The organism is Ornithinimicrobium kibberense (assembly GCF_006519705.1).
GTDB classification, from domain to species: domain Bacteria; phylum Actinomycetota; class Actinomycetes; order Actinomycetales; family Dermatophilaceae; genus Ornithinicoccus; species Ornithinicoccus kibberensis.
Genome location: NZ_VFXM01000016.1, coordinates 44,580 through 69,152, shown reverse-complemented (window position 1 = coordinate 69,152; position 24,573 = coordinate 44,580). Strand labels below are relative to the sequence as shown.

Below are 24,573 nucleotides of genomic sequence, written 5' to 3'. Positions count from 1 at the left end.
GTCCCGCCGGGGGTCCGTGCTGGTCAGCCGCCCACGGCGTCGTCCAGGGGCGCGGGACCACGCCCGGCCCACACCCGCTGGGCGAGCTTGACGACCTCCTGGGCCCACAGCACGACCGAGGCCATCGCGAGGCAGACGAGCCACTGCGTGCCGGTCAGGGGGACGGTGGTGAAGGCCTGCTGCATGACCGGCACGTGCACGACGAGGACCTGCAGCGCGACGACCAGCCCGATCGCCGCCCACAGCCAGGGGTTGCGGAACATCCGGTGGAACGAGCTCTGGGCCGCCGAGCGGGAGCTGAGCGCGTTGAGCAGCTGCGCGAGGACCAGGGTGGTGAACCCGGCCGTCCGCGCCATGTCGAAGGACTCCGAGCCCTCGATCAGCCCGCCGGGCAGGAAGAGGTCCATCGTCAGCAGGGTGACCGCCCCCATGAGGGTCCCGGTGAAGACGATCCGCGCCCACATCGGACGGTCGAGGATGGGCCGGTCGGGGCGACGCGGCGGGCGGGCCATGACGTCGTCGATCTCGGGGTCGACGCCCATCGCCAGCGCCGGCACCGAGTCGGTGACCATGTTGATCCACAGGATCTGGGTGGCCAGCAGCGGGACGACGAGGGCGTCCGGGGCGGCGGTGTCGCGCAGGCCGAGGACGCCGGCCAGGACGATGCCGAAGAAGACGGTGACGACCTCGCCCAGGTTCGAGGACATCATGTAGCGCAGGAACTTGCCGATGTTGTCGAAGATGATCCGGCCGCGGTGGATCGCCGCGACGATGGTGGCGAAGTTGTCGTCGCCGAGGATCATCCGGCTGGCTTCCTTGGTCACCTCGGTGCCGGTGATGCCCATGGCGATCCCGATGTCGGCGCTCTTGAGCGCCGGCGCGTCGTTGACGCCGTCGCCGGTCATCGCCACGACGTGCCCGTCGCGCTGGAGGGCGTCCACGATGCGCAGCTTGTGGTGGGGGGCGACGCGGGCGTACACGCTGACCTCACGGACGAGGTCGACGAGGGCCTCGTCGTCCAGCCGCTCCAGCTCCACGCCGGCGGCGGCCCGTCCGCCCTCGGTGATGATGCCGAGGTCGGTGGCGATCCGCTGGGCGGTCGCCGGGTGGTCGCCGGTGATCATGATGGTGCGCACCCCCGCGCGACGGGCCGCGGCGACGGCGGCCCTGGCCTCCTCCCGCGGCGGGTCGATGATGCCGACCAGGCCGGCGAGGACGAGGTGGTGCTCGACGTCCTGGTCGGGGCTGGCCGCCTCCCCCTCGTCGGCGACGCGGTAGGCCACGCCCAGCGTCCGGTAGCCCTCGGCGGAGAGCTCCTCGACGGCCTGCGTGATCCTCGCGCGGGCCACGTCGTCGAGGGGGACGATCTCGTCCCCGTGGCGCTGGGCGACGCAGCGCCCGAGGAGGACGTCCGCCGCGCCCTTGGTGTAGATCCGGCTCTCCGCGCGGTCGTCGTGGTGGGCCAGGACCGACATCATCTTGCGTTCGGAGGTGAAGGGTGCCTCGGCCCGACGCTCGTAGTGCCCGATCCGCTCGGGCACCTCCCCGAGCTTGGAGCTGGCGACGAGGAAGGCGGCCTCGGTCGGGTCGCCGTGGACGACCCACTGCCCGTCCTGCTCGGTGACGGTGGCGTTGTTGGCGATGGACCCGCCGATGAGCACGAGCCGCGCCTCGACGAGGAGAGCCTCGTCGTCGCCGTCGTCGTCGTCGCCGCCGTCGTCGCCGTCGGGGACGAGCACGGCCTGGCCGACCGGGGCATACCCCGTGCCGGAGAGCTCGACCCGGCCGGAGGCGGTGACGATCGTGCGCAGGGTCATCTCGTTGCGGGTAAGCGTCCCGGTCTTGTCGGAACAGATGACCGACGCCGAGCCGAGGGTCTCGACCGAGTGCAGGTGCTTCATGACCGCGTTGCGCCGGGCCATGGCCCGGACCCCGATCGCGAGCACGACGGACAGGATCGCGGGCAGGCCCTCGGGCACCGCGGCGACGGCGAGGGAGACCCCGAGCAGGAGGATGGTGACCCACTCCTGTGCGGAGTCGGCGCCCTGGACGAACGCCAGGGTGGCCATGACCACGACCGCGATGCCGATGACCAGGGCGCCCAGGGTGCGCGAGACCCTGGCGATCTCGACCTGCAGGGGGGAGGGCTGCTGCTCGGTACGGTCCAGGAGCGCGGCGATGTCGCCCATCTCGGTCCGCATGCCGGTCGTCGTGACGACCGCGCGGCCCACGCCCTCGACCACGGCGGTGCCCTTGTGCACCATGTTGACGCGGTCGGCCAGGGCGACCTCGCCGGAGAGGGCCGTGGCGGACTTGACGGTGGCGGAGGACTCGCCGGTGAGCGCGGCCTCCTGCACCTTCAGGCCGGTGGCCACCAGGAGGCGGGCGTCCGCGCCCACGGCGTCGCCCTCGCTGAGCAGGAGGATGTCGCCAGGAACGAGCTCGGCGGACGGCAGCTCGGTCGGCCGGCCGTCGCGGAGCACCGAGGAGCTGGCGGCCGTCATCGTGGCCAGCGCGGCGACGGCGTTCTCGGCCTTGGCCTCCTGGACGAAGCCGAGGACGGCGTTGAGGGTGAGGATCGCGCCGATGACGATCGCGTCGACCGGAGCCCCTTCGGCGCCCTCGATCACCCAGGCGGTGACGGAGACGGCGATCGCGACGAGCAGGAGGTAGACGAGGGGGTCCTGGAACTGCGCGAGCATGCGTCGCCACAGCGGCACCGGGTCCTTGGGCCTCAGCTCGTTGGGGCCGTGCTCGGCCAGGCGTGCCTGCGCCTCGGCGCTGCCCAGCCCGACGGCCGGATCGACCTCGAGGCGCTGCGTCAGCTCCTCGGCCCCGGCGAGGTGAGGGGGCAGCGTGCGTTCGGTCGGGCTCCCGATGGCCACGCCCCCATCGTCTCAGGTGGGACGGTGCGGGTGGCGGCGGGCTGCGTCAGTAGACGAAGAACGGGAAGACGCTGCGATCGTGGGCGTGCACGATCGCGAGGAAGACCACGGCGTCGAAGAGCAGGTGGATGATCACCACGTACGTCAGCGACTTGGTCCGCGTGAAGATCCACCCCTGCAGCAGCGCGAACGGGATCGTCAGCAGCGGCCCCCACGAGCGGTAGCCCAGCTCCCACAGGAACGACACGAAGATCACCGCCTGCAGCACGTTGGCCTGCCACAGCGGGAAGTGCCGGCTCAGCAGGGCGAAGCAGATGCAGATGAAGAACAGCTCGTCCCACAGGCCGACCGCGTTGACCCCGACGAAGAACCGGCCGAACTCGCTGGGCGTCTGGATCGGCGGCCAGTTCTGGTACGCCCCGGAGTTGATGAAGTAGGACGGCAGGATCAGCCAGCCCAGCACGGGCACCGCGACCACGTAGGCCCACTGCAGCCCTGTCCACCGCCGACCGGTGAACCACGGGAACCGGATGGCCGGCTCGCGCCGGTAGACCAGCCGGTCGACGAGCACGGGCACCAGCACGGCGGCCCCCAGGACGACGCCCAGGCGGAAGAACATCGGCCAGCTGATGTCGGCCTCGACCGAGGTCGTCGACACGATGGTGATGCCGATCCCGATGAGCAGCAGGTCCCGGAACAGGGGACGGTGGATCAGGTATGCCGCTGCGAGGCTGAGCGCGAGCACGACGTGCCCCGGCCAGCCCACCATGAGCGCGAAGAGCAGGAACGCCGAGAAGGAGACCCCGGCGGCCGGCAGCAGGCCGAGCAGCGGGGCGGGGGAGGTGGTCGGCGCGGGCACGGCGACCACCGTAGTGCCGGTCCGGTCATCCCTCCTCGCGGCCGACCTCGACGGCGATGTCGACCTCGTTGCCCTCCGGGTCGGCGATGGTGGTCCCGAACGGCGCGTCGGCGTCGCGGACCACCCGGCCGCCGGCCCGCAGGGCCGCCTCGATCCGGGTCCGCGCCCGGTCGTCCGGGACGAAGACGTCCACATGGATCCGGTTGCGCTGGGCCCGACGGGCGGTGTCGTCGGCCTCCATCGGCTGGAGGAAGAACGGTATGCCGAGCCCGCGCGGGTCCACCAGGTCGGTGACGTGCGGCCGGGGGTCCTCGACATAGCCGAGCGCGGCCGCCCAGAACCTACGGACGGCCGGGATGTCCACGGCGTCGATGCCCACCTGGACGAACCGGGGGCGGTCGACGTCCGGCCGCAGCCCGAGGTCGCGGGCCGCCCCCTGCACCTGGGCCGCCAGCAGCCGGTAGCCCTCGTCCATCTCCCAGCGGTCCTTGCCGGTGTCGACGGTCACGGCGACCTCGCCGTCGGGGGAGGCCCGCAGGTCCACCCCGAGCGGCAGGCCGGCGTCGTCGGCCAGGCCGGCCACCGCCCCGGCCAGCTCGGCTGCGGGCCCGGCGCCGGGGGCGACGTAGGAGGCCATCGCGGAGAACACCAGGCGCCAGTCCCCGGTCTCCGGGCCCTCCCACCGGTCGGCACCCTCCACGAGCGGGAGCAGGTCGACCTCGTTGCCCTCGGCGTCGGCGACCGTGGCGTAGTAGCCGTGCTCGGTCACGGCGCCGGCCCCGCGCTCCCGGACCTCGGCCAGCGTGGCCGCCGCCACCGGCTGCGGGACGACGACGTCCAGGTGCAGCCGGTTGCGCAGCGGCCGGGGCTCGTCCTGCTCCTGGAACCAGACCGACGGCAGGCGCCGGCCCGGGTCGACGAGGTCCTCCTCGCCGACGGGGACGTAGCCCAGGGCCGCCTGCCAGAACGGCATGACCGCCGCGTGGTCGAGCGCGTCCATCGTCAGCTGCACGTCCTGCACCCCCGCCGGGTCCGCACGAAGCCCCAGGCGGGCGGCGGCCGCGGAGACGGCCCGCGCCCGCTCGAGGTCCTCGGAGCCGTAGCCGTCCCTGGGACGGCGCAGCTGCACGCGGACACCGCCGGGCCGCAGGTCCAGGTCGGGCAACCGGGCCCCGGCGACGTCGACGACCGCGCGCACGAGGGCGGCCCCCGACCGCAGGGACGGTGCCTCGAACCACGCGACCGCGCCCCAGCCCAGCGCGCGCCAGTCGTCCATGCCGTCCGCGAGCTGGAGCTCGCGGGCGGTCAGCGGCCTCCGGCCGGTGCCCATCCGTCCACGGTCCCACCGGAGGGGACCGGTGGCAAGGGCCGTCAGGCCCGGGCGCCGACCTCGGCCGCCCCGGCGGGCGCGCTCTCCATACCCCACGCCTCGGCGAGCAGCCGGTAGGAGCGACGCCGCATCTGCGGGTCGTAGGTGTAGGTCGTCACGATCAGCTCGTCCAGCTCGTGCTCGGCGGCGAACTCCTCCAGCCGCTCCACGACGACGTCCGGCGTGCCGACCATCCGCACGGCCTGGTGCGCCTGCGCCAGCGGCATCAGCTGCGCCGGGACCACCTCGGACAGGTCCTGCACCGGCGGGTCGATCGGGGCGGGCTGGCCGCTGCGGATCCGGATCGCCATGAGCTGGGCGGAGGTGAAGAGGTAGTCGGCCTCCTCCTGGGTCGGCGCGACGAGCACGTTGACGCCGGCCATCGTCGTCGGCCGGTCCACCTGGGCGGTCTCGGCGTCGGGGTTGAACCGGTCGCGGTAGACGAGGAACGCCTCGCGGATCTGGTCGGGGGCGAAGTGCGAGGCGAAGCTGAACGGCAGCCCCAGCGCGGCCGCCACCTGGGCGCCGCCGGTCGAGGAGCCGAGCATCCACAGCGGCACGTGGGTGCCCTCGCCGGGGATGGCGCGCACCCGGGCGTCGGGCCGCGGGTCGCCGAGGTAGGCCTGCAGGCCCATGACGTCGGCGGCGAAGTCGTTGAGCTGGCCGCTGCCCCGCGCGAGGGCGGCGGCGGTCATCGGGTCGGTGCCGGGCGCGCGGCCCAGGCCCAGGTCGAAACGGTCGCCGTAGAGGGTGGCGAGGGTGCCGTAGTACTCCGCGACCATGAGCGGGGAGTGGTTGGGCAGCATGACGCCGCCGGAGCCCAGCCGTATGCGCTCGGTGTGCTGGGCCAGGTGCCCCAGGAGCAGCGAGGTGGCCGACGCCATGAACGCCTCCGACCCGTGGTGCTCGGCCACCCACAGCCGGTGGTAGCCCAACCGGTCGACCTCCTGCGCCAGCTGCGTCGACGCCGCCAGCGCGTCCCGCGGGGTCATCCCCTGGGACCGGGGGGCGAGCTCGAGGACGGACAGGGGGACACGACGGTTCGAGGTGGGCATGCAGGCGTCAACCACCGAACCCCGCGAGGTATGCCTGCGGCCGGGTCTCAGAGCGGCTGCAGCAGCAGGTCGTGCATCTCCCGCATGGCGCGCCGTTCGCGGACGGCGGCGGCCGCGACCACCCAGCGCAGCGGCATACCCGGGTGGAGCAGCTGCTCCCCGAGCCGGGCGACGCGCCGGTCCTGCTCCTCGACGAGGGCGCCGTGCCCGTCGCCGGCCCCGGCGAGGAGCTCGGCGAAGTCCCACGCCCGGCGCCGGGCGTAGCCGATCGACCACGCCGAGAGGCACTCGTCGAAGCGGCAGCCCACCCGGTCGGCCAGGGCCGTCCAGGGCGAGACCCTGGCCAGCCCCTCCTGCATCCGGTCGACCATGACGGCCAGCACGTCGGAGATCCGCTCGAAGTCGTCGCGAAGGTCGGCGATCGGCCGGCCCTGCTGGACGGTCGCGGCGGCCAGGCCGAGGTCCAGGTTGATGTGGGCGTTCATCCCGGCCAGCAGGTGCTGCAGGGCGAGCGTGCCGCGGGTCGGTGCGTCGAAGGTGACCGCCCACGAGGCCGGCACCGGGCGACCGCGGCCGTGGTCGCGCACCGCGTCGAGGTAGAGCCGGGCGAACTCGACGTCGAAGCGCTCCATCCGCTCGCCGTCGTCGAACTCAGCGGCTCGGATCCCGTCGCGCACCCGCACGGTCACCGCCCGGTAGACGCAGGTGAAGAAGCCGCGCGGGTCGTGCGTGGCCAGCGACCGGTCGAGGAGGCGGTCCATCGCGGCGACGGCGTCGTCGATGGTGTCCATGGGGAAGTATGGCGCGTCCGGACCGGGCGGGGGTGGTAGCGGCGTCTGGTTGCTCACATCCGGGCGCCTTCCAGCGGTCGGTCCCTGGCGTGTCGTCCCCGACCGGCGGACAATGGAGGTGGGGCAACGTCGCCCCGGAGCAGGAGAAGGAACGATGAGCAAGGAGCTGACCCGCACGACCAACCCGCTCGCCGAGATGCTCGAGTGGTTGGACCTCGCTGGACCCAAGGGACGCAAGGGGGTGGGGCTGGCGCCGTTCGTCCGGGTGGAGGACTTCGTCGAGGACGGCAGCTACGTGCTGCGGGCCGAGGTGCCCGGCCTGGATCCCGAGAAGGACGTCGAGGTGACCGTCCAGGGCGACGTGCTCACCATCAGCGGCGAGCGCCGCGAGGAGAAGAAGAACCGCAACCACCAGGAGTTCCACTACGGCTCCTTCCGCCGCAGCGTGACCCTGCCCCCGGGCGCGGACGCCGACGCGGTCGAGGCGTCCTACACCGACGGCGTGCTCGAGGTGAAGGTCCCGATCGCCGACGAGCAGGCCGGGGCACGGACCGTGCCGGTGACGCGGTCATGAGGGCCTTCCCGGGAGCCCGGATCGTTCTGGCCGCCACCCACGTGGGCGAGCCGACGCGGGACGGGCGGATCGTGGAGGTCCGCGGCGAGGACGGCGGTCCGCCGTACGTCGTGGAGTGGTCCGACGGGCACACGGGGCTGCTGTTCCCCGGGCCCGGGTCGGTGCTGCACGTCTCGGAGAAGCACGAGGACGGCGGTCGGGCAGATGCCGGGACCGCAGAGGCCGGGATGACGCAACCCGTCGCGGGCGACGGCTCGCCGGCGCCCGCGTCGCAGCCCGCGGCCACCGGCCCGGGGCAGCCCGGCCACGTGCGCGAGTGGACGGTCCGGATCTCGATCTACGAGTCCGGCGACGACACCCACGCGCAGGCCGTGCTGCTGGGCGACTCCCCGCAGCACCTGCAGGCCGCCGGGGACAGCCACCGGTCGCCGGACGACCCGGTCGTCCCGGAGATCGGCGACGAGGTGGCCGCCGGCCGCGCCCTGCGGCACCTGGCCGAACGGCTGCTGGTGACCGCCGACGACGACATCGCCGCCGTCACCGGCGAGGACGCGCACGTCCGCCGCAGCTGACCTGACGACACCGCCGCCCACCCGCCCCGGCCGCACGGCAGGGGCGGGTGGGCGGTGTCGCTCATGGTCGGAGGACCTGACGTGGCAGGCTGGGCCGGTGCATCTCGTCGTGATCTTCGGGCCGCCGGCGGTGGGCAAGATGACCATCGGCCGAGGGGTCGTCGAGCGCACCGGGTTCCGCCTCCTGCACAACCACGCCCTGATCGAGCCGCTGCTGGAGGTCTTCGACTACGGCACGCCGCCGTTCGACCGACTGCTCCGGGAGATGCGCCAGCGGGTGGTCGAGGAGGCGGCCGCTTCCGGGACGGACCTCGTCCTGACCTACGTGTGGGGCCTGGAGCTGGAGGAGGACGTCGAGGAGCTGTCGCTGCAGATCGCCCCCTACGTGGACCGGGGAGCGGTCGTCTCCTTCGTCGAGCTGGCCGCCGACCTGCAGACGCGGCTCGAACGCAACCGCACCGAGCACCGGTTGGCGGAGAAGCGGTCGAAGCGTGATCTCGACTGGTCCGACGGGAACGTGCGCGAGATGGAGCGGCACGTGATGAGCACGGACCCCGAAGCTGGACGGGACGACCTGCCGGGCCGGCGCCTGCTGGGTCAGCACCGCCACTTCCGGCTGGACACCAGTCGGCTGGGTCCGGAGCAGTCCGCGGATCGCATCGTGGAGTGGTTGAAGGGCGTGGCCGTGGACGAGTAGGGCGTCGGCACGGACCCGACCTTGGGTCCGTCGGACCTTCATCGCCGTGCAGGCCGATGTCGGTCGACCCAACCTCACGTCACATCAGCGGGACGGACGACGCCTGGCGTGCACCGGGCCAGTCGGACCCGCACGTCGCTCCCGTGGCGCCAGCCAGCCAACTGGCGCTACGGTCGGGCATGCGCAGGGTGACGACGCTGGCGACGGGGCTGACGGTCGGGATGCTGGCCGCGGGCTGCATCGCCCCGGGCGGCTTCGAGACGGTGGGGCGGACGGGGGTCGTGTCCGTCGAGGGCGACCTGGGGGTCGTCTGGGACAGCTGCGGCGAGGAGGAGGTCACCTCCGTGGTCGTGCACGCCGACCGCGAGGGGCTGGCCGACGACGAGGAGAACCCCGAGGTCGGGCGCTGGGACCTGGGGGAGCGCAACCGCGAGGAGCAGGTGTTCGTCCCCTCGGCGGCCGAGGACCCCCCGCAGCTGGAGCCGGGGCGTGGCTACATCGTCCAGGCGCACCCGGAGGGCGACGTCGAGAACCTTCCCGGGGTGCACTTCACCCTCGAGGGCGTGGCCGGGCTGGAGCCGGGCGAGGTGCTCATCGGCGCCGAGGACGGGAGCTTCGTGGGGACCTGGGAGGACCTTGCGGACTGCTGAGCGGCCCGGCCAGCACCTCAGCCGTCGTAGAACGGCTGCTGCTCCTGCGGGGCTGCCGGGACGACGTCGACGCCGTCCAGGGCCACCAGCTCCTCGACCGCCTCCCGGGTCCCGCCGATCCCGGCCCAGTGCGGGTCGACGTCGTAGGCGATGCACCACGCCCGGTCGTCCGGCCAGACGAACGAAGGCACCAGGTCGGCGCGGGGCGCGTCGGGGGCGATCGGCGCCGCGCCCCAGTCGCCCAGGTCCGACAGCGGCCCGCGGAAGAGGTGGTAGCTGCGGTGCGGGTGGTGCACCGTCGGAGCGCCGAGGACGTCGGGCGCGAAGGCCGGCTCCCCGGGCCGGCTCTCGACCCGGCCGTCGTCGTGCAGGGTCGTCACCACGGTGGCCCCCGCGTGCAGGTCGCCCCAGCCGTCCCACAGGCAGTGCCAGGCCTCGTCGGGGGTGCGGGTATGCCGTCGCAGCACCTCGACGACCGTGCGCAGCTGGTCCAGCTCCCGGGGGAGGTCGTCCCCGCCGTCGTGGTCGTTCTCGGACTGCCCCGGACGGGTGGGGTCGGGGATGAACCGCAGCCGGGCGTAGGCCTCGAAGCCCACCGGGCCGAAGAGCGACAGCCGCGGCCACGGCCTGCCCCGCTCTCCGAGCCAGTCGGCCGGGGAACCGTCGTGGACGGGTCGCAGCGTCATCGGTCCGATCCCATCCCGAGGTCCCTGGCCAACAGCCCGTGCAGGTGCTCGTCGTGGTGGACGCCGTCGGCGTAGCGGTAGGACTCGCGCAGGGTCCCCTCGTGCCGGAAGCCGGCGGCCAGCGCCACGGCGCAGGACCCGCCGTTCTCCACGGCGTGGAAGAGGTAGAGCCGGCGCAGCCCGAGCTCGCCGAACGCGAACCGGGACGCGGTGGTGACGGCGCGCACGGCATACCCCTGCCTGCGCGCCCACGGTGCGGTCCAGTAGCCGACCTCGGCGTCGCCCTGGTCCCGGTCGATCTTGTGGACCGACACCGAGCCGACGAGCCGGTCCTCGGGTCCGGCGACCGCCCAGGACGCCTGGTCGGCATCGGTCCAGTCGTTGCGCGAGGCGATGAATCGGCCGATCGCGTCGGGGCCGGTCGGGGCCGGGTTCCACCGGGCGATCTCCTCGTCGACGAACGCCGCCCGGAGGTCGTCGACGTCCCCGGGGCCGAAGGCGCGCAGGACCACCCCTGGTGCCTCGAGACGCACCGGACCGGGTGGGGGAGTCGTCATCGGCCCAGCGTAGAGGGGTTAGGTTCGGGGTGCAGGTGGATCTCGGGACGACGGGAGCGGGGATGGCTGTGGGCTCAGGGGAGTCGTGGCAGCAGCGGGAGGAGCGGCGCCGGCAGGTGGCGCGCGAGGCGCGGCTGATGGCCCGCGAACCCGCCGGCTGGCTGCCGCGTCTGGTGCTCCTCGTGGCGACCGTGGCGTGGCTGGCGATGCTCGCCTGGCTCGTGCAGACCCTGCCCGAGCGGGTGCCCACGCACTGGTCGGGAGGTGGCACGCCGGACGGGTGGTCCAGCAGGCCCGTGGCCGTCGCCGTCGTCGTGCTGCTGCCCCTGGTCCTCTTCTTCCCGATGATCTGGATCTCACGGCTGGTGATGGTCTGGCCGGACGGGGTCAACGCGCCGCACAAGGAGTGGTGGTTGGACCGGCCGCGCAGACTGGTCCGCTTCGAGCGGCTCCTGCGCGAGGACCTGATGCTGATCGTCGCGGTGTCGGTGCTGCTCGTCGTCGGGATCGGCCTGATCATGGGGTATGCCGCGCACCAGCCGGGCGGGGCCGTGCCCGCCTGGTGGTTCGCGGTGCTGATCGTCGGCTACCTCGTTCTGCTCACCCTCCTGGTCGTGTGGATGTACGTCAGCGCGCGCTATCGACCTGACGACGACGACCCGGAGCTGGCGTGAGGTCCCGACGGCGCCCGGCGCGCGAGTCGCTGTCCCGCGAGTGGCGCAGCCCGTGGTGGCCGGTGTTCGACCGCCCGCACGACGCCGGCCCGCCGAGGCGCCGTCCCCGGCTCGAGCGGCTGCTCGACCGGGTGGTGCCCTCCGGCACCGGCCGGTGGACCACGCTCCCCGGCACGGACGGGGGACCGGAGGTGACGGCATACCGCTATGAGGCGCCGGACCGGCCCCGCCCGTCCGGCGCGCTCGTGTGGATCCACGGTGGCGGGATGGTCATGGGTGCCCCGTGGATCGACCACCGGCTGTGCGACCGGCTGGCGCGCGAGCTGGGGCTGCTCGTGGTCAGCGTGGACTACCGGCTGGCGCCGGAGCACCCGTTCCCGGCCGCGGTCGAGGACTGCTGGGCGGCGCTGACGTGGCTGCACGAGCGGGCGGCCGAGCTGGGCGTCGACCTGGCGCGCATCGGGGTGGCCGGCGCCAGCGCCGGTGGTGGGCTGGCGGCGTCGGTGGCGCAGCTGGCGCACGACCGCGGGGTGCCGCTGGCCTTCCAGGGGCTGGTCTACCCCATGCTCGACGACCGGACGGTGCTGCGCGAGGACCACGGCGGGCGGGGCCAGGTGGTGTGGACGCCGGCGCACAACCGGGACGCGTGGGGGTGGTACCTGGGCCACGAGGTCGGCGTGCGGGAGGAGCGGGCGTATGCCGTGCCCGCCCGTCGAGCGGACCTCACCGGGCTCGCCCCGGCCTGGGTGGGGGTGGGCTCGGCGGACCTCTTCCACGACGAGGACGTGGTGTATGCCGAGCGCCTCCGGGACGACGGCGTGCCCGTCGACCTCGTCGTCGTGCCGGGGATGCCGCACGCGGCCGACATGGTGCCGGGACTGGCTGCGGCGCAGGGGTTCCGGAAGAGCTTCGTCGCCGCGGTGGCCCGTGCGCTGGCGGAGCCGACGGTGGAGCGTCAGTCGGAGTAGAGCCGGTTGCGGGAGGTGAGCACCTGCAGGTCCACCGAGGGGCCGTCGATCGTGGCCGTGCTCGGGATGGTGGTCCAGGGGCCGCCGTCGACGCTGACCTCGCCGCCGTACTCCACCGTGATGGAGGGCGCGACGTCCGCCGGCTGGTCGTAGGTGTGGGTGACGCCGCCGTCGGGGTAGGGGCCGCCGAGGCTGGTCGTCGGGCCGATGGTCGTGCCGTCGCCGGTAACGTAGGTGGCGCCGACGAGTGTCGGGCGGATGCGCACCTGACGACCGACGAGGGTCGTGGTGTCGACCTCGGCGGGGGCGAATCCGGCGTCTGGCCAGGCCAGCTCGAAGTAGACCGGCAGGTTGACCAGGGCGGTGCCGTCCGGCGGCTGGATCACGGTCTGGGGGAGGGCGAAGTCCGTGCGGTGGAACTGCTCGACGATCATCGCCTCGGTCAGCTCGACCGCCGGCTCGCCGCTGCGTGCCGGGACGGAGTCGGTGAAGCAGGTCGGGCCGATCGGCTCCCACGAGGTGGGGTCGGTGCCGTCGGCGTAGCCGGTGCGCCGGTAGATGATCGAGCGCGGCCCGCTGGAGTCGGGGACGTTCTCCTCGCAGAAGGTCACGGCGAACCCGCAGATCTCCAGCCGGGGACGGTCGGGGGAGTTGGGCGGGATGCAGTCGATGACGGCGACGTAGTCGTACCAGGCGACGGGGGACTCGGCGGAGGCGGCCGGAGGGTAGGAGTCGGCGAGGGCCTGGGTCTGTTCGACGGTCAGCCCCACGTCGACGCCGTCACCACCGTCCCGGATCCTGCTCCACGGGTCGTCATGCTCGTCGGCAGCAGCAGGTCCGGCCGCCACCCAGGCAGCGACCAGTGTCAAGGCTAACGACGGTGGCGCAAGCCTCACGGTGCTTCCTGGAGGCGTATCGACTCGACCACCCAACTGCCGTTTGCATGTCGTAGATCGAAGACGAGCCCGCCGTCCCCCTCCCCCGATCCCCGCAGGACCGAAAGGGCGCTCTCAACTCGTGCGAGCTCTTCACCGATCAGCTGTGTTGTGCTGGCGCCTAGGCGAAATGTGGACTCGCCGTCTGGATTCTCGGGGATGTCCGTCAGTAGCGCGCTGCAGGACTCGCATGCGTCGCTACTCCAAGGGTCCATGTGTTCGGTGTCGCCGGTCTTGTACGCGTAGTCCAACCCAAATACGTAGTGCTCAACAAACGCCTCGGCACCCTCCTCGGTGAACTCGGTCGCCTCCGCGGGCATCTCCGGCGCCGCCTCCTCCGTCGGCTCCTCGCTCGTCGGCTCAGGCTCGGTCGTCACCTCGGCGTCCTCGACCGGGGCCGGCGGCTCGGCCGTCGCCGTCGTCAGCGCGTCCTCGCTCGGCGGTGGTGCGGACGGCTCCGAGGTCGTGTCGCAGGCGCTCAGGGCGAGCAGTGCGGACACGGCGACGATCACGGTGCGTCTCAAGGATCCCCTCCAGGGTCTGCAGCCACGCACGGGCCGCGAGCGAACGGACCGAGCCAGTCTGCCTGCTGACGACCCAAGAATCCGTTGTCCACAGGTAAAGACTTGGTAAGCGTCAGCCTCCCGCGACCGTCTGCTCGTGCGCCCGGGCCTTCCAGACCGACTCCGCCGAGTCCCACGTCGCGATGACCGCGACCACGACGACCAGGACCGTGCGCCACAGCTGAGGGTCCCCGGCCGGCACGGCCTGCAGCAGCCGCTCGCTGACCAGCCCGTCGGCATACACCCACCACGCGACGAGGGCGACGAGCGCGGCGTTCTGCGCGAGGTTGAACCAGGCCGCCGGCCACGACCAGTAGCCCCGGTAGAGCTTGAGCACCTCGACCGCCGCCCAGGCCAGCGTCAGGACGACGAGCATCCAGCGCCCGGCGTAGGCGGTCTCGGTGAACAGCGGGACCCGCTCGTCCCCGACCGGGATCGTCGGGTTGGGGCCGAACGCCACGAGCATGCCCGCGACCGAGGCGAACACCAGCCCCCCGATCGACTCCGAGCGGGGGATGTCCCGCTCGGCCTCCGAGGGGAGCCGGTCGGGGTTCCAGGCGAACCCGCGCTCCATACCCGCCAGCCCGGGCCGGGCCTGCTCGTTGCGCTCCGCTATCGCGAAACCGAGCGTCACCCAGAACGTCACCTGGACGGCCGTCATGAGCGCGGTCCCCAGGCCCTCGCCGACGATGACGAACGGGTTGCGCTCGCCGTCGATCACGGTCGCCAGCATCGTGATCAGCGCCACCACCGCGGGCACGAACGACAGCAGCAGCAGGAGCACGCGGCGCCAGAGCGGGTAGACGGCCGGGCCGATGAGGTGCAGCTCGCGCCCGGCGTAGGTCGCCGCGAGCCGCTCCGGGTCGCCCAGCTCGACGAGGACGTCCCGCTCGACCTCCCCGGGGTCGGGCCCCGTCCGGGCCCGCACCCTCTCCTCGATCGTGGAGCGCAGCTGCTGCCCCACGTGGGCCCGCTCCTCGGCGGGCAGCCGCCGCACGACGGCGTGGACGTAGCGTTCGCTGAGGGACGACATGGTCCCCGTCCTTCCCGGAGCCACCCCGATGAAGCTCCTGCCTCCATTGTGCTCCTGTCCGGGATCGGAGGGTGGTGCGGGACCCCGCCCGCAGGGGTCGTCGGTCCCGTCGTGTACTGATGGACCTCGGCCCGACGCGCGGGCCCGGTCACCGAAGGTGGCCGCAGGTCGGAGAAGCTGGCGCAGGTGCTGGAGAAGCAGTGGTGCAGACGGTATGAAGTGGTTGCTCGGCACGGCCGTGCTCGGACTCGGTGTCACGGTCGCGGTGGGGGTGACGGCCAACTCCGCGATCGACGAGGAGGTCGTCACCGTCCACCGGGTCGTCGACGGTGACACCCTCGACGTCCTGCGTGACGGCGAGACGGTGCGCGTGCGCCTCCTCAACGTCGACACTCCCGAGACCAAGCACCCCGGCAAGGCCGTCGAGTGCCTCGGGCCGGAGGCCACCGCGTTCCTCGCCGACCGGCTGCCCGCAGGCACCGAGGTCGAGCTCGAGTACGACCAGGAGCGCACCGACCGCTACGGCCGCGACCTGGCCGGGGTCTTCCTCGACGACTCGCTGGTCAACGCCGAGATCGCCCGGGCGGGGCTGGGGGTGCCGGTCTACTTCGCGCCCAACGACCTCTTCCTCGACGACGTGGAGGCGGCGTTGGAGGAGGCCCAGGCGGCGGGACGCGGGATGTACGACCCTGAGCAGGAGTGCACCTTCGCCGCCCGGGCCCAGCAGGTCGAGGACCAGGTGGTCCAGGCCGAGGACGCCGCGCAGGCGGACCCCGCCGCGGCGGAGGAGACGGCCACCGAGGCGGTGGAGGCGGCCGAGGGCCTGCTCGTGCTGCTCGCGGACGTCGAGCCGGACACGCTGGCCGCGGCTGGCCTGACCACGGGTGAGCTGGACCGGCTGCGACAGGACGTGCGGGGTATGCGGACGCGCGCCCAGGCGGTGCACGCCGCCGCCGTCGAGGCACGGGAGGAGGCCGAGCGCGAGAAGGAGCGCGCGGCCGAGGAGAAGCGGAAGGCCGAGGAGAAGGCCGAGCGGGAGCGCGAGGAGAAGGCCGCGCAGGAGGCAGCCGAGCGGGAGGCGCCGCAGCCGGCTCCTCAGCCCCCGCCGCCCCCGGCGAACCAGCCCGGGGCCGGATACACCGGCTGCCGGGCCTACGTCGGCGGCCCCTACGTGGACGACCAGGGCCGGCACTACACCCCGATCGACTGCGAGACGAAGCAGTCGCTGGTGCCCTGAGGTGCCCACCGCGGGCGCCACGCCGGGGCGACACGCCGACGACACACCGGGGCCCATGCGGCTGACCTGCGGGTCTGGAGATTCGTCCCGGCCGAGGTGTTGCATCGAGGGGCGGGGCGGCATACGATCCCCATATCTAGTAGTTACAGCACTGTGGTTCGTCCACATGTTGTGCACAACCAGAGGGCGTGTACCCACACGTCGTCCACAGGTCGTCCCCAGATCGGCACACAGGGCGCCCCCACCAGGGGGTGTCGAAACCGTGCTGCCCGCACCCTCGAGGAGGAGAGTCGTGCACTGCCCGTTCTGCCGTCACACCGACTCGCGGGTCGTCGACAGCCGCGTCCAGGAGGAGGGCACCGTCATCCGGCGCCGCCGCCAGTGCCCCGAGTGCGGGCGCCGGTTCGGCACCGTGGAGACCGCCACCCTCTCGGTCATCAAGCGGTCCGGGGTCACCGAGCCGTTCAGCCGGGACAAGGTCATCACCGGGGTCCGCAAGGCCTGCCAGGGCCGGCCGGTCACCGACGACCAGCTCCAGGTCCTGGCGCAGCAGGTCGAGGAGACCATCCGCTCGCAGGGGCAGGCGGAGGTCGACGCGCACGAGGTCGGCCTGGCGATCCTCGAGCCCCTGCGCTGCCTCGACGAGGTGGCCTACCTCCGGTTCGCCTCCGTATACCAGGCGTTCGACTCGCTCGAGGACTTCGAGCAGGCGATCACGCTCCTGCGGACCGAGCAGGACGCACAACCCGCACCACCGGCGGGTATGCGGTAGCACCGCACCCCTCACGTCACCGGGTATGTCGGACCCGCCCGGTGGAATGGAACACCACGGACCACGAAGCACCGAAGCACGCACCACACCCACCACGCACAAGGGAGAGCAGCATGACGGAGACGACAGGGGCCAAGTCGCGGACCCGCCGCGGCGACAAGGGGCTGAAGATCGAGCGGATCTTCACCACCCCGGGCGTCCACCCCTACGACCAGGTCACCTGGGAGAAGCGGGACGTCGTCCAGACCAACTGGCAGAGCGGCGAGACGATCTTCGAGCAGCGCGGCGTGGAGTTCCCCGACTTCTGGTCGGCGAACGCCTCGACGATCGTGACGACGAAGTACTTCCGCGGTGCGGTGGGCACCCCGGAGCGTGAACAGAGCCTCAAGCAGCTGATCGACCGCGTGGTGCTGACCTACGTCAAGGCGGGCAAGGAGCACGGCTACTTCGCCTCCGACGAGGACGCCGAGGTCTTCGAGCACGAGCTGACCTACGCCCTGATCCACCAGGTCTTCTCGTTCAACTCCCCGGTGTGGTTCAACGTGGGCACCAAGAGCCCGCAGCAGGTCAGCGCGTGCTTCATCCTGTCCGTCGACGACTCGATGGACTCGATCCTCAACTGGTACAAGGAGGAGGGCAAGATCTTCCAGGGCGGCTCCGGCGCCGGCCTCAACCTCTCCCGCATCCGCTCCTCCAAGGAACTGCTCTCCTCCGGCGGCACCGCCTCCGGCCCGGTCTCCTTCATGCGCGGCGCCGATGCCTCCGCGGGGACCATCAAATCCGGCGGCGCGACCCGTCGCGCGGCCAAGATGGTCGTCCTGGACGTCGACCACCCCGACATCGAGGAGTTCATCGAGACCAAGGCGCGCGAGGAGGACAAGATCCGCGCGCTGCGCGACGCCGGCTTCGACATGGATCTGGGCGGCCGCGACATCGTGTCGGTGCAGTACCAGAACGCCAACAACTCCGTGCGCGTCTCCGACGAGTTCATGCGCGCCGTCGAGCAGGGGGCCGAGTTCAACCTCACCTCCCGCCTGGACGGCTCGGTCGTCGACACCGTCGACGCCCGCGAGCTCTTCGGCAAGATGGCCCAGGCCGCCTGGGAGTGCGCCGACCCCGGCCTGCAGTACGACGACACCATCAACGACTGGCACACCAACCCCGAGACCGGCCGCATCACCGCGTCCAACCCCTGCTCGGAGTACATGTCGCTGGACAACAGCTCGTGCAACCTGGCCTCGATCAACCTGCTGAAGTTCCTGCGCGAGGACGACACCTTCGACGTGGAGACCCTCGAGAAGGTCACCGAGCTGGTCTTCACGGCGATGGACATCTCGATCAGCTTCGCGGACTTCCCGACCGAGGCGATCGGCCAGACCACCCGTGACTACCGGCAGCTGGGCATCGGCTACGCCAACCTCGGCGCGCTGCTCATGGCCACCGGCCACGGCTACGACTCCGAGGGTGGCCGGGCGGTCGCCGCGGCGATCACCTCGCTGATGACCGGCGCCGCCTACCGGCGGTCCGCCGAGATGGCCGCCGTGGTCGGCCCCTACAACGGCTACGCCCGCAACGCCGACGGCCACAAGCGCGTCATGCGCAAGCACCAGGCGGCCAACGACCAGCTGCGCACCCTGCACACGATGGACTCCCAGATCCACAAGGCCGCGACCAAGGCCTGGGACGACGTCATCAAGCTGGGGGAGAAGAACGGCTTCCGCAACGCGCAGGCCTCGCTGCTGGCCCCCACCGGCACCATCGGCTTCATGATGGACTGCGACACCACCGGCATCGAGCCCGACTTCTCGCTGGTGAAGTTCAAGAAGCTCGTCGGCGGCGGGTCGATGCAGATCGTCAACCAGACCGTGCCCCGCGCGCTCAAGCGGATGGGCTACACCGAGGAGACCATCGAGGCGATCGTGGAGTACATCGCCGAGAACGGTCACGTCATCGACGCCCCGGGCCTGCGTCACGAGCACTACGAGGTCTTCGACTGTGCGATGGGCGCCCGCTCGATCAAGCCCATGGGCCACGTGCGGATGATGGCCGCGGTCCAGCCGTTCCTGTCCGGCGCGATCTCCAAGACGGTCAACCTGCCCGAGTCGGCGACCATCGAGGACGTCGAGGAGGTCTACCTGCAGGGCTGGGAGCTCGGCCTGAAAGCGCTGGCGATCTACCGCGACGGGTGCAAGGTGGGCCAGCCGCTGTCCGACGGCAAGGAGGGCAAGGCCGCCAAGCCGGACGAGAAGGGCGAGCCGGAGAAGGTCATCGAGTACCGCCCCGTCCGCAAGCGGCTCCCCAAGCGCCGCAGCAGCCAGACCACGAGCTTCGCGGTCGGCGGCGCGGAGGGCTACCTCACGGCCGGCACCTACGACAGCGGCGACCTGGGGGAGATCTTCCTCAAGTTCGGCAAGCAGGGCTCGACCCTGGCCGGTGTCATGGACGCATTCTCGATCGCGGTGTCGATCGGCCTGCAGTACGGCGTGCCGCTGGAGACCTACGTCGAGAAGTTCACCAACCTGCGCTTCGAGCCGGCCGGTCTGACCGACGACCCGGACGTGCGGATGTCGCAGTCGATCATGGACTACGTCTTCCGTCGTCTGGCGCTGGACTACCTGGACTTCGAGTCCCGGTCGTTCATGGGCATCCACTCCGCCGAGGAGCGGGCCCGCGAGCTGGAGACCGGCTCTTACGCGCCGGTGCAGTCCAGCGACGACGAGTCCTACGAGGACGAGCTGGAGTCCTTCAGCCAGGGCGTGGCCACCTCCCCGGCCAAGAGGGAGCAGAAGGCCGAGAAGGTCGAGGACTCCTCCGGCGCCGGTGCGGCCGACGCCCGCCAGGTTGACCCGGCCGTCCGCTCCTCGGCCGAGCTGCTCGAGCAGTTCCAGGGCAAGGTCGCCGACGCCCCGATCTGCATGACCTGCGGGACGAAGATGCGTCCGGCTGGCTCGTGCTACGTGTGCGAGGGCTGCGGCAGCACCAGCGGCTGCAGCTGATCGGTCCACTGCCGGGACGCGGTTCCACAGCCGCAAGTGCCCGTCATAGTTATCCGTTCTGAGGCGGGGCGAACCACAACTGGTTCGCCCCGCCTCACTGTCTGTGGGGTCAGTGTGCCACCTCGACAAGTGCCATCAGGGTTCGAGGTTGCCTGAGTCTCCGCAGGTCAGCGGACGCATCTATGAGTGCAAGGAGGCGAGCGCAGTCGCAGCCTGGTGGGGGAGTGCCCCGGCGGGGCGTTGCCCACTCTCCCGCACTCTGCTACTGTTGGAGGAACGCCAAGGAGGACTCGGATGAACGTTGAGTTCAAAGACGCTGGACAAGTCGTGGCTGACGAAAGGGGGCGCGTCGCGGTCGGCAAGGCAGGAGTCCGTAAGAACGACCGCTACGCCGTAAGCGTGAGCGACGACGGCTCGATCCTGCTCACGCCATTGGCCACGGTCCCGCGCCGCGAGCTGCTGATCTGGGAGGACCAGGAACTGCGGAAGATGTTGGCCCTCTCGCTGGCACAAAGCGAAAACGACGATGTCGTCGAACTGGAAGACCTGAGCGCCGTTCTCGACGAAGAAGACGTCGAGTAGGTTCATGCCCGCGTATACCATTCGCATGACCAAAGTGGCGCATGAAACCTACACTGAGCTGAAAGACAGGGCGGATCAAAAGGCACGTTTCAAGAAGGTGCAAAAGGCCCTGGCGCACCTGCAAGCGAACCCCAGGCATCCAGGACTTCAGTCTCATAAGTATGAGTCCATGCAAGGGGCGAATGGGGAAGCCGTCTGGGACTCCTATGTCGAAAACAACACCCCTTCGGCTTGGCGCATCTTCTGGCACTACGGGCCAGGCAAGGGTGTGCTGACCGTGTTGATGATCACGCCTCACCCGTGAGCAGGGTACCCTTGGGAGATGGGGCAGTCTGACCAAGAATTCATCCTTATTGCCACGATCGCGTTCGCTGACGCTTGCACGTTGCCGGCATTGACGCCCGAGTGCCCCTTCTATCGTCTAACGAACGATGGGACTCCCATGTGTGAGGAGCAGTGCCAGTCGGTGCTGCGGGGCCTCGGCTATGAGGGCAGGCCTGAGCGGTCCGTGCAGTTGGGTGGACTGGTTCTACACGGTAGGGCGCGCCCTGGAACGGTCGTGCGAGGATCAGATGATTACGACGCAGCTCAGATCTTCATGGAGGACCGTGTCCGTCCTCTCTCGGAGAGGCGGTTGGCGGCGATTTTGATGGACGCTACTGCACTGATGCAGAATCCATTTTTCTCCGGAAATCTTTATGAGGATCTGGCTCTAATCGAGCAGGAGCTTGAGCGCAGAGGGGCTGCTTCAGTAGAGTTTCTTTCATACGCATTGGTCGAGGCGGGGGCATCTAGAATAATATCCCTACTCCTTCTCGACAGATTGAACACGCTGGGCAGCCTTGGGGAAACGGCGTTGCAGTTGCCCGAGGGGAGTGCGACGGTCAACCTCGATGAGTGGAAAGACTGTCTAGCCCACATTGCCCCCAAGAATACTATCGACGTGCACGGGTTGGAGAAAGAGAACCCTGCCGATCAATTGATGAGGTCGCTGGCCGTTACTCTAGCGCACGATGATGTCTGTCGAGCGGCTCTAGGTCCGGCTTTCAGGAACCGAGTCATGAACTGGCTTGCGCGGCTACATAGGGCCGACTTGCGTGGTTTTGTCGAGACACCTGCGCCTACAGTGCCGTTGTTCTTGGCGGAGTCTCAAGAATGGAGCATTCCGGAAGATGCGCGATGGATAATTGACCGATTTACGAAGACGGACTTGGGGTCTTGGGATGACAAGTCACTCATGCTGGAATGGGGGGCTGTGCAGGGTAATCCGCCCCCGCTAAATGGACGTGTATGGCGTGAGCGCGTTCTCAGTGCTGAAGAGTTGTCAGTCGCATTCATGCAGAGGTCTCAAGTAATGGCGCGCCCGAGCAGGAGGCAAGGTCTTGAGGCATCGGAATATGTAGGGGTGGCGCGCGACAAGTTGTTGGCTGAAGAGTACGGCGCTGCATGTGAGATCTTTGAGGGGTTGTCAGTCCTTCGAGGTGCGGATGGTGAAGTCCATAACAACTGGGCGTTTTGCATGTTACCACACGATCCGCAGCGGGCGTTGGAAATTCTGGAGAATTCCATACTGTTCCCGATGGATGATCGCAATTTGCGGACGGCGAATAGAGCCTTTTTTCTGCATATGCTCGGGCGAAATGAAGAAGCCATGCTAGTTCTTAAGAGGGTCTCTGACGTCGATGCCGGAAACGACATTTTGGCTTGGGTGCACGAGACGTGCGATGCGCAGCTGACACTCAGAGCGAACTGGACGTCTTTGGATTACGTAAAGTGGCTTTCGTCTCACTTGGGGAGTGACCTCCCGTCGTAGTCGGGTTGTCCGTGCCCATTGATGGTCGGCACTCTTGCCCCCCGAGGTATCCGGTGCGCCTGTGGCTTAAGCTCTCGCCATGGCTGCGGAGTGGGAGCTGGAGATCGGGGACCTCACGAACCGTCGTGACGTGATGAAGCGGTACGGGGGGTCGCGCTTCGGCGGGATCGAGCCGTCGAACAGGACGCCCAACGTGCTGATCTACAGTGATCCGCAGCAGGGCACGCAACATGGTTACAACTACGACGGTTGGGATCCAGACACCGCTTCGCCGGTCTACTACTACACCGGCGAGGGCCAGCGCGGCGACCAGAACCCCGAGAGCAAGGGCAACGGGGCGATTCTTCGGCATTTAGAGGCTGGTCGGACGTTGCGGCTTTTCGAGGCTGCAGGGCCTAACAGAGGCGGGGGGAAGCCGCAGCTCTACGTGGGCGAGTTCCATATCGACCCGGCGGATCCGTGGCGTTTCCGTGAAGCACCCGACCGTGACGGTCAGCTGAGGCAAGTGGTCGTCTTCAAGCTCGTGGCAATCGATGCTGCCCGAAGCCGGACCGTCAGCCAGGCAGGCGTCGTGTCGATCCCCATGGAGATCGAGGTCGACTTTGACGAGCGGAAGTTGCGTGAGGTGGCGCTGCGGTGGCTCGAGCAGCGCACAGACGGTGGACGGCAGGCACTCAGCTTCGAGGACCTACGGGACTTCGACGGAGGCTTTCAGCTTGCCAACCCGGCAGTCGAGCTTTGGCAGCCTACGGGCTTCTCGGCCACGTTCTCCGTTCGGGACGAGGAGAACGTCAGTCGGGACGAAGCGCCGCTTGATGGCTTAAGAATCTCGCCGAGCACTGACGTCCAACTTGATAGCTTGGTCGCCGCTGACGAGCAGAGGTTGCCGTTGATCTGGTTCCAGAGCATCGGAGGAAGCAGATACCTGCCGATCTATCCGCTCTACGTCGCCGCGCGCGATGGCGGCTCCTTCCTGCTCTCACCCGACGAGACCTTCGGCCGCCTGCCTGAAGCGCCGGAGTCCGCCCTTGAAGTCGTTATGAAGCGATACGTGCTCGCGGAGACGAAGCGGCGGCTCCACCAGCCGGTGTTCAGGGCGCACATCCTCCGCGCTTATGAGCGACGCTGCACAGTCTGTGCGTTAAGGCACGTTGAGTTGTTGGACGCGGCGCACATCATCCCGGACTCGGAGGAGCTGGGAGTGCCTGCTGTCCCCAACGGCATGGCCATGTGCAAGTTGCATCACTCCGCATACGATTCGTATCTCCTCGGAGTCACTCCTGACCTGACGGTTGAGATCGCGCCGCGGATCATGCTTGAGGTAGACGGGCCGACGCTGAAATATGGGTTGCAGGGGCGGCACGGGCAACGCCTCATGGCTCTCCCGGCCTCCCGTATCGAGTGGCCAGACCCCGAGTTGTTGACGCAGCGCTACGAACAGTTCCGGGCGCACACAGAGGCGGGATAGAGCTCGTCCCGCGTATTGCCTGGATGACGGGACAACTCCTGCCCACTTGTCCCTGCCGCCCGGGACGCCCTGCCCGACAAAGTCATGTCATCGCACCGACAACCACGACAGAAGGAACCGCGATGACAACCATCACCACCACCAACCCCGTCCGCTCTGACGTCGCCGCCGAGCCGGCCCCGACCCGCTTGCGGCAGAGCCGCTCCTGGGCCGTCACCGGCATCGGCGCCGCGCTCGCCGGCATCGGCACGATCGTCACCAGCAGCGCCATCAGCGCCGTCTACGACCCGAGCCTGACGACGCCCGAGCAGGTCATGGCCAAGCTCGAGACGCAGACCGGGTGGATGTTCGCCTTCCACTCGGTCACCGCCCTCGGCGCGGTCCTGACGATCGTGTTTGGCGCCGGTCTCTACCGGCGGCTCCGCGCCACGCTCCCGGCCGACAGTTCCCTGCCGCTCGTCGCCTTCGCCGGCATGCTTGGCACCGCGGTCGTCTCGATCCTCGGCTCGGGGCTGGACACCGAGTTTATGCTGTCGCTGGCCACCGGCGACGGGGCCGTCGCGCCGACGAGCGCCGTCATCTACAACCACTGGACCGGCACCATCCCGTGGCTGTGGACCCTCGCCGGCCTCACCGGGGCCAGCCTGTTTGTGGCCGCCCGCACCCACGCCGTGCCGCGCTGGCTCGGCCGCGTCGGTCTCGTCATGGGTGGCCTGACCCTGCTGCTAGGCATCTCGCCGTTCGAGTACATGGCCGGCCCCGTCGCCGTCCTGTGGCTCCTCGTCACCGCCATCGGTTTCACCGCCGGTGACAAGGCATTCCGCCAGGCCTGACGGC

General features: G+C 70.1%; 24 protein-coding genes. 14 read left to right on the top strand and 10 right to left on the bottom strand.

The window, feature by feature from the left end; all coding sequences use genetic code 11:
* Positions 1 to 23: 23 nt before the first annotated feature.
* From FJR00_RS13705 to FJR00_RS13685, 5 genes are read right to left on the bottom strand one after another with little or no spacing between them, the layout of a single operon-like run.
* Positions 24 to 2,885 carry a cation-translocating P-type ATPase gene (locus FJR00_RS13705; RefSeq protein WP_202876682.1) on the bottom strand — a complete coding sequence of 954 codons (2,862 nt, stop codon included), beginning with the start codon at positions 2,883 to 2,885 and terminating at the stop codon, positions 24 to 26.
* A gap of 46 nt (positions 2,886 to 2,931) precedes the next feature.
* On the bottom strand, positions 2,932 to 3,744 hold the full coding sequence (locus FJR00_RS13700) for a CPBP family intramembrane glutamic endopeptidase (protein WP_238330497.1): 813 nt from the start codon (positions 3,742 to 3,744) through the stop codon (positions 2,932 to 2,934).
* Positions 3,745 to 3,769: 25 nt separating this feature from the next.
* Positions 3,770 to 5,074, bottom strand: coding sequence for a VOC family protein (locus tag FJR00_RS13695; RefSeq protein ID WP_181409636.1), 1,305 nt, complete (start codon positions 5,072 to 5,074; stop codon positions 3,770 to 3,772).
* A 41-nt stretch (positions 5,075 to 5,115) separates the two neighbouring features.
* Positions 5,116 to 6,168: an LLM class flavin-dependent oxidoreductase gene (locus tag FJR00_RS13690; protein ID WP_141339209.1), complete on the bottom strand. Its 1,053-nt coding sequence runs from the start codon at positions 6,166 to 6,168 to the stop codon at positions 5,116 to 5,118.
* Positions 6,169 to 6,215: 47 nt separating this feature from the next.
* Complete coding sequence (locus FJR00_RS13685) at positions 6,216 to 6,959, bottom strand: DUF5995 family protein (RefSeq protein ID WP_141339208.1); 744 nt, start codon at positions 6,957 to 6,959, stop codon at positions 6,216 to 6,218.
* Between the two features lie 154 nt (positions 6,960 to 7,113).
* Here FJR00_RS13685 and FJR00_RS13680 point away from each other — a divergent pair, with 154 nt between their 5' ends.
* The 4 genes from FJR00_RS13680 to FJR00_RS13660 all read left to right on the top strand — a co-directional run bounded on the left by FJR00_RS13680 (position 7,114) and on the right by FJR00_RS13660 (position 9,452).
* Positions 7,114 to 7,533: an Hsp20/alpha crystallin family protein gene (locus tag FJR00_RS13680; protein ID WP_141339207.1), complete on the top strand. Its 420-nt coding sequence runs from the start codon at positions 7,114 to 7,116 to the stop codon at positions 7,531 to 7,533.
* Entirely contained in the window at positions 7,530 to 8,105 is a 576-nt protein-coding gene (locus FJR00_RS16045) for a dsRBD fold-containing protein (RefSeq protein WP_202876681.1), read from the top strand. Before FJR00_RS13680 ends, FJR00_RS16045 begins: the two co-directional genes overlap by 4 nt.
* 97 nt (positions 8,106 to 8,202) lie before the next feature.
* On the top strand, positions 8,203 to 8,802 hold the full coding sequence (locus tag FJR00_RS13665) for an AAA family ATPase (protein WP_141339206.1): 600 nt from the start codon (positions 8,203 to 8,205) through the stop codon (positions 8,800 to 8,802).
* A gap of 179 nt (positions 8,803 to 8,981) precedes the next feature.
* Entirely contained in the window at positions 8,982 to 9,452 is a 471-nt protein-coding gene (locus tag FJR00_RS13660) for a hypothetical protein (RefSeq protein WP_141339205.1), read from the top strand.
* A 17-nt stretch (positions 9,453 to 9,469) separates the two neighbouring features.
* Here FJR00_RS13660 and FJR00_RS16395 read toward each other — a convergent pair whose 3' ends face one another.
* A complete protein-coding gene (locus tag FJR00_RS16395) occupies positions 9,470 to 10,138 on the bottom strand; it encodes a hypothetical protein (RefSeq protein WP_181409635.1) in 669 nt (222 codons plus the stop codon).
* On the bottom strand, positions 10,135 to 10,695 hold the full coding sequence (locus FJR00_RS13650) for a GNAT family N-acetyltransferase (RefSeq protein WP_141339204.1): 561 nt from the start codon (positions 10,693 to 10,695) through the stop codon (positions 10,135 to 10,137). Before FJR00_RS13650 ends, FJR00_RS16395 begins: the two co-directional genes overlap by 4 nt.
* Before the next feature lie 62 nt (positions 10,696 to 10,757).
* Here FJR00_RS13650 and FJR00_RS13645 point away from each other — a divergent pair, with 62 nt between their 5' ends.
* Entirely contained in the window at positions 10,758 to 11,369 is a 612-nt protein-coding gene (locus FJR00_RS13645; RefSeq protein ID WP_141339203.1) for a DUF1648 domain-containing protein, read from the top strand.
* Positions 11,366 to 12,337, top strand: coding sequence for an alpha/beta hydrolase (locus tag FJR00_RS13640; RefSeq protein ID WP_238330496.1), 972 nt, complete (start codon positions 11,366 to 11,368; stop codon positions 12,335 to 12,337). The genes FJR00_RS13645 and FJR00_RS13640 overlap by 4 nt, the downstream gene beginning before the upstream one ends.
* Here the strand turns inward: FJR00_RS13640 and FJR00_RS13635 are convergent.
* From FJR00_RS13635 to FJR00_RS13625, 3 genes are all read right to left on the bottom strand, one after another.
* Entirely contained in the window at positions 12,325 to 13,206 is an 882-nt protein-coding gene (locus tag FJR00_RS13635; RefSeq protein WP_141339202.1) for a hypothetical protein, read from the bottom strand. The two genes, FJR00_RS13640 and FJR00_RS13635, sit on opposite strands and share 13 nt — an antisense overlap.
* A 23-nt stretch (positions 13,207 to 13,229) precedes the next feature.
* Positions 13,230 to 13,784 carry a DUF6318 family protein gene (locus tag FJR00_RS13630; RefSeq protein WP_141339201.1) on the bottom strand — a complete coding sequence of 185 codons (555 nt, stop codon included), beginning with the start codon at positions 13,782 to 13,784 and terminating at the stop codon, positions 13,230 to 13,232.
* 124 nt (positions 13,785 to 13,908) lie between these two features.
* Entirely contained in the window at positions 13,909 to 14,868 is a 960-nt protein-coding gene (locus FJR00_RS13625) for an HAAS signaling domain-containing protein (protein ID WP_141339200.1), read from the bottom strand.
* 214 nt (positions 14,869 to 15,082) lie between these two features.
* Here FJR00_RS13625 and FJR00_RS13620 point away from each other — a divergent pair, with 214 nt between their 5' ends.
* The 8 genes from FJR00_RS13620 to FJR00_RS13585 all read left to right on the top strand — a co-directional run bounded on the left by FJR00_RS13620 (position 15,083) and on the right by FJR00_RS13585 (position 24,569).
* On the top strand, positions 15,083 to 16,105 hold the full coding sequence (locus FJR00_RS13620) for a thermonuclease family protein (protein ID WP_181409634.1): 1,023 nt from the start codon (positions 15,083 to 15,085) through the stop codon (positions 16,103 to 16,105).
* A gap of 292 nt (positions 16,106 to 16,397) precedes the next feature.
* Positions 16,398 to 16,877 (top strand): transcriptional regulator NrdR, encoded by a 480-nt coding sequence (gene nrdR, locus FJR00_RS13615; RefSeq protein WP_075957746.1) that lies wholly within the window; start codon positions 16,398 to 16,400, stop codon positions 16,875 to 16,877.
* 113 nt (positions 16,878 to 16,990) lie between these two features.
* Positions 16,991 to 19,873 carry a vitamin B12-dependent ribonucleotide reductase gene (locus FJR00_RS13610; RefSeq protein ID WP_141339198.1) on the top strand — a complete coding sequence of 961 codons (2,883 nt, stop codon included), beginning with the start codon at positions 16,991 to 16,993 and terminating at the stop codon, positions 19,871 to 19,873.
* Positions 19,874 to 20,167: 294 nt separating this feature from the next.
* Positions 20,168 to 20,455, top strand: a complete 288-nt coding sequence (locus tag FJR00_RS13605) for a hypothetical protein (protein ID WP_141339197.1) — start codon at positions 20,168 to 20,170, stop codon at positions 20,453 to 20,455.
* Positions 20,456 to 20,480: 25 nt separating this feature from the next.
* Positions 20,481 to 20,759 (top strand): hypothetical protein, encoded by a 279-nt coding sequence (locus tag FJR00_RS13600; RefSeq protein ID WP_238330495.1) that lies wholly within the window; start codon positions 20,481 to 20,483, stop codon positions 20,757 to 20,759.
* Positions 20,760 to 20,777: 18 nt separating this feature from the next.
* A complete protein-coding gene (locus FJR00_RS13595) occupies positions 20,778 to 22,268 on the top strand; it encodes a hypothetical protein (protein ID WP_141339195.1) in 1,491 nt (496 codons plus the stop codon).
* 79 nt (positions 22,269 to 22,347) lie between these two features.
* Positions 22,348 to 23,736 carry an HNH endonuclease gene (locus FJR00_RS16035; protein WP_202876680.1) on the top strand — a complete coding sequence of 463 codons (1,389 nt, stop codon included), beginning with the start codon at positions 22,348 to 22,350 and terminating at the stop codon, positions 23,734 to 23,736.
* Between the two features lie 122 nt (positions 23,737 to 23,858).
* Complete coding sequence (locus FJR00_RS13585) at positions 23,859 to 24,569, top strand: hypothetical protein (protein ID WP_141339194.1); 711 nt, start codon at positions 23,859 to 23,861, stop codon at positions 24,567 to 24,569.
* Positions 24,570 to 24,573 lie beyond the last annotated feature (4 nt).

Bases quoted from the DNA above. Each gene is read 5' to 3' on its own strand.
- FJR00_RS13595 (WP_141339195.1), top strand. From the start codon at position 20,778: ATGGGGCAGTCTGACCAAGAATTCATCCTTATTGCCACGATCGCGTTC.
- FJR00_RS13650 (WP_141339204.1), bottom strand. From the start codon at position 10,695: ATGACGACTCCCCCACCCGGTCCGGTGCGTCTCGAGGCACCAGGGGTG.
- FJR00_RS16395 (WP_181409635.1), bottom strand. From the start codon at position 10,138: ATGACGCTGCGACCCGTCCACGACGGTTCCCCGGCCGACTGGCTCGGA.
- FJR00_RS13605 (WP_141339197.1), top strand. From the start codon at position 20,168: ATGAACGTTGAGTTCAAAGACGCTGGACAAGTCGTGGCTGACGAAAGG.
- FJR00_RS13645 (WP_141339203.1), top strand. From the start codon at position 10,758: ATGGCTGTGGGCTCAGGGGAGTCGTGGCAGCAGCGGGAGGAGCGGCGC.
- FJR00_RS13660 (WP_141339205.1), top strand. From the start codon at position 8,982: ATGCGCAGGGTGACGACGCTGGCGACGGGGCTGACGGTCGGGATGCTG.
- FJR00_RS16045 (WP_202876681.1), top strand. From the start codon at position 7,530: ATGAGGGCCTTCCCGGGAGCCCGGATCGTTCTGGCCGCCACCCACGTG.
- FJR00_RS13585 (WP_141339194.1), top strand. From the start codon at position 23,859: ATGACAACCATCACCACCACCAACCCCGTCCGCTCTGACGTCGCCGCC.
- FJR00_RS13680 (WP_141339207.1), top strand. From the start codon at position 7,114: ATGAGCAAGGAGCTGACCCGCACGACCAACCCGCTCGCCGAGATGCTC.
- FJR00_RS13690 (WP_141339209.1), bottom strand. From the start codon at position 6,168: ATGCCCACCTCGAACCGTCGTGTCCCCCTGTCCGTCCTCGAGCTCGCC.
- FJR00_RS13685 (WP_141339208.1), bottom strand. From the start codon at position 6,959: ATGGACACCATCGACGACGCCGTCGCCGCGATGGACCGCCTCCTCGAC.
- FJR00_RS13600 (WP_238330495.1), top strand. From the start codon at position 20,481: ATGACCAAAGTGGCGCATGAAACCTACACTGAGCTGAAAGACAGGGCG.
- FJR00_RS16035 (WP_202876680.1), top strand. From the start codon at position 22,348: ATGGCTGCGGAGTGGGAGCTGGAGATCGGGGACCTCACGAACCGTCGT.
- FJR00_RS13610 (WP_141339198.1), top strand. From the start codon at position 16,991: ATGACGGAGACGACAGGGGCCAAGTCGCGGACCCGCCGCGGCGACAAG.
- FJR00_RS13625 (WP_141339200.1), bottom strand. From the start codon at position 14,868: ATGTCGTCCCTCAGCGAACGCTACGTCCACGCCGTCGTGCGGCGGCTG.
- FJR00_RS13620 (WP_181409634.1), top strand. From the start codon at position 15,083: ATGAAGTGGTTGCTCGGCACGGCCGTGCTCGGACTCGGTGTCACGGTC.
- FJR00_RS13695 (WP_181409636.1), bottom strand. From the start codon at position 5,074: ATGGGCACCGGCCGGAGGCCGCTGACCGCCCGCGAGCTCCAGCTCGCG.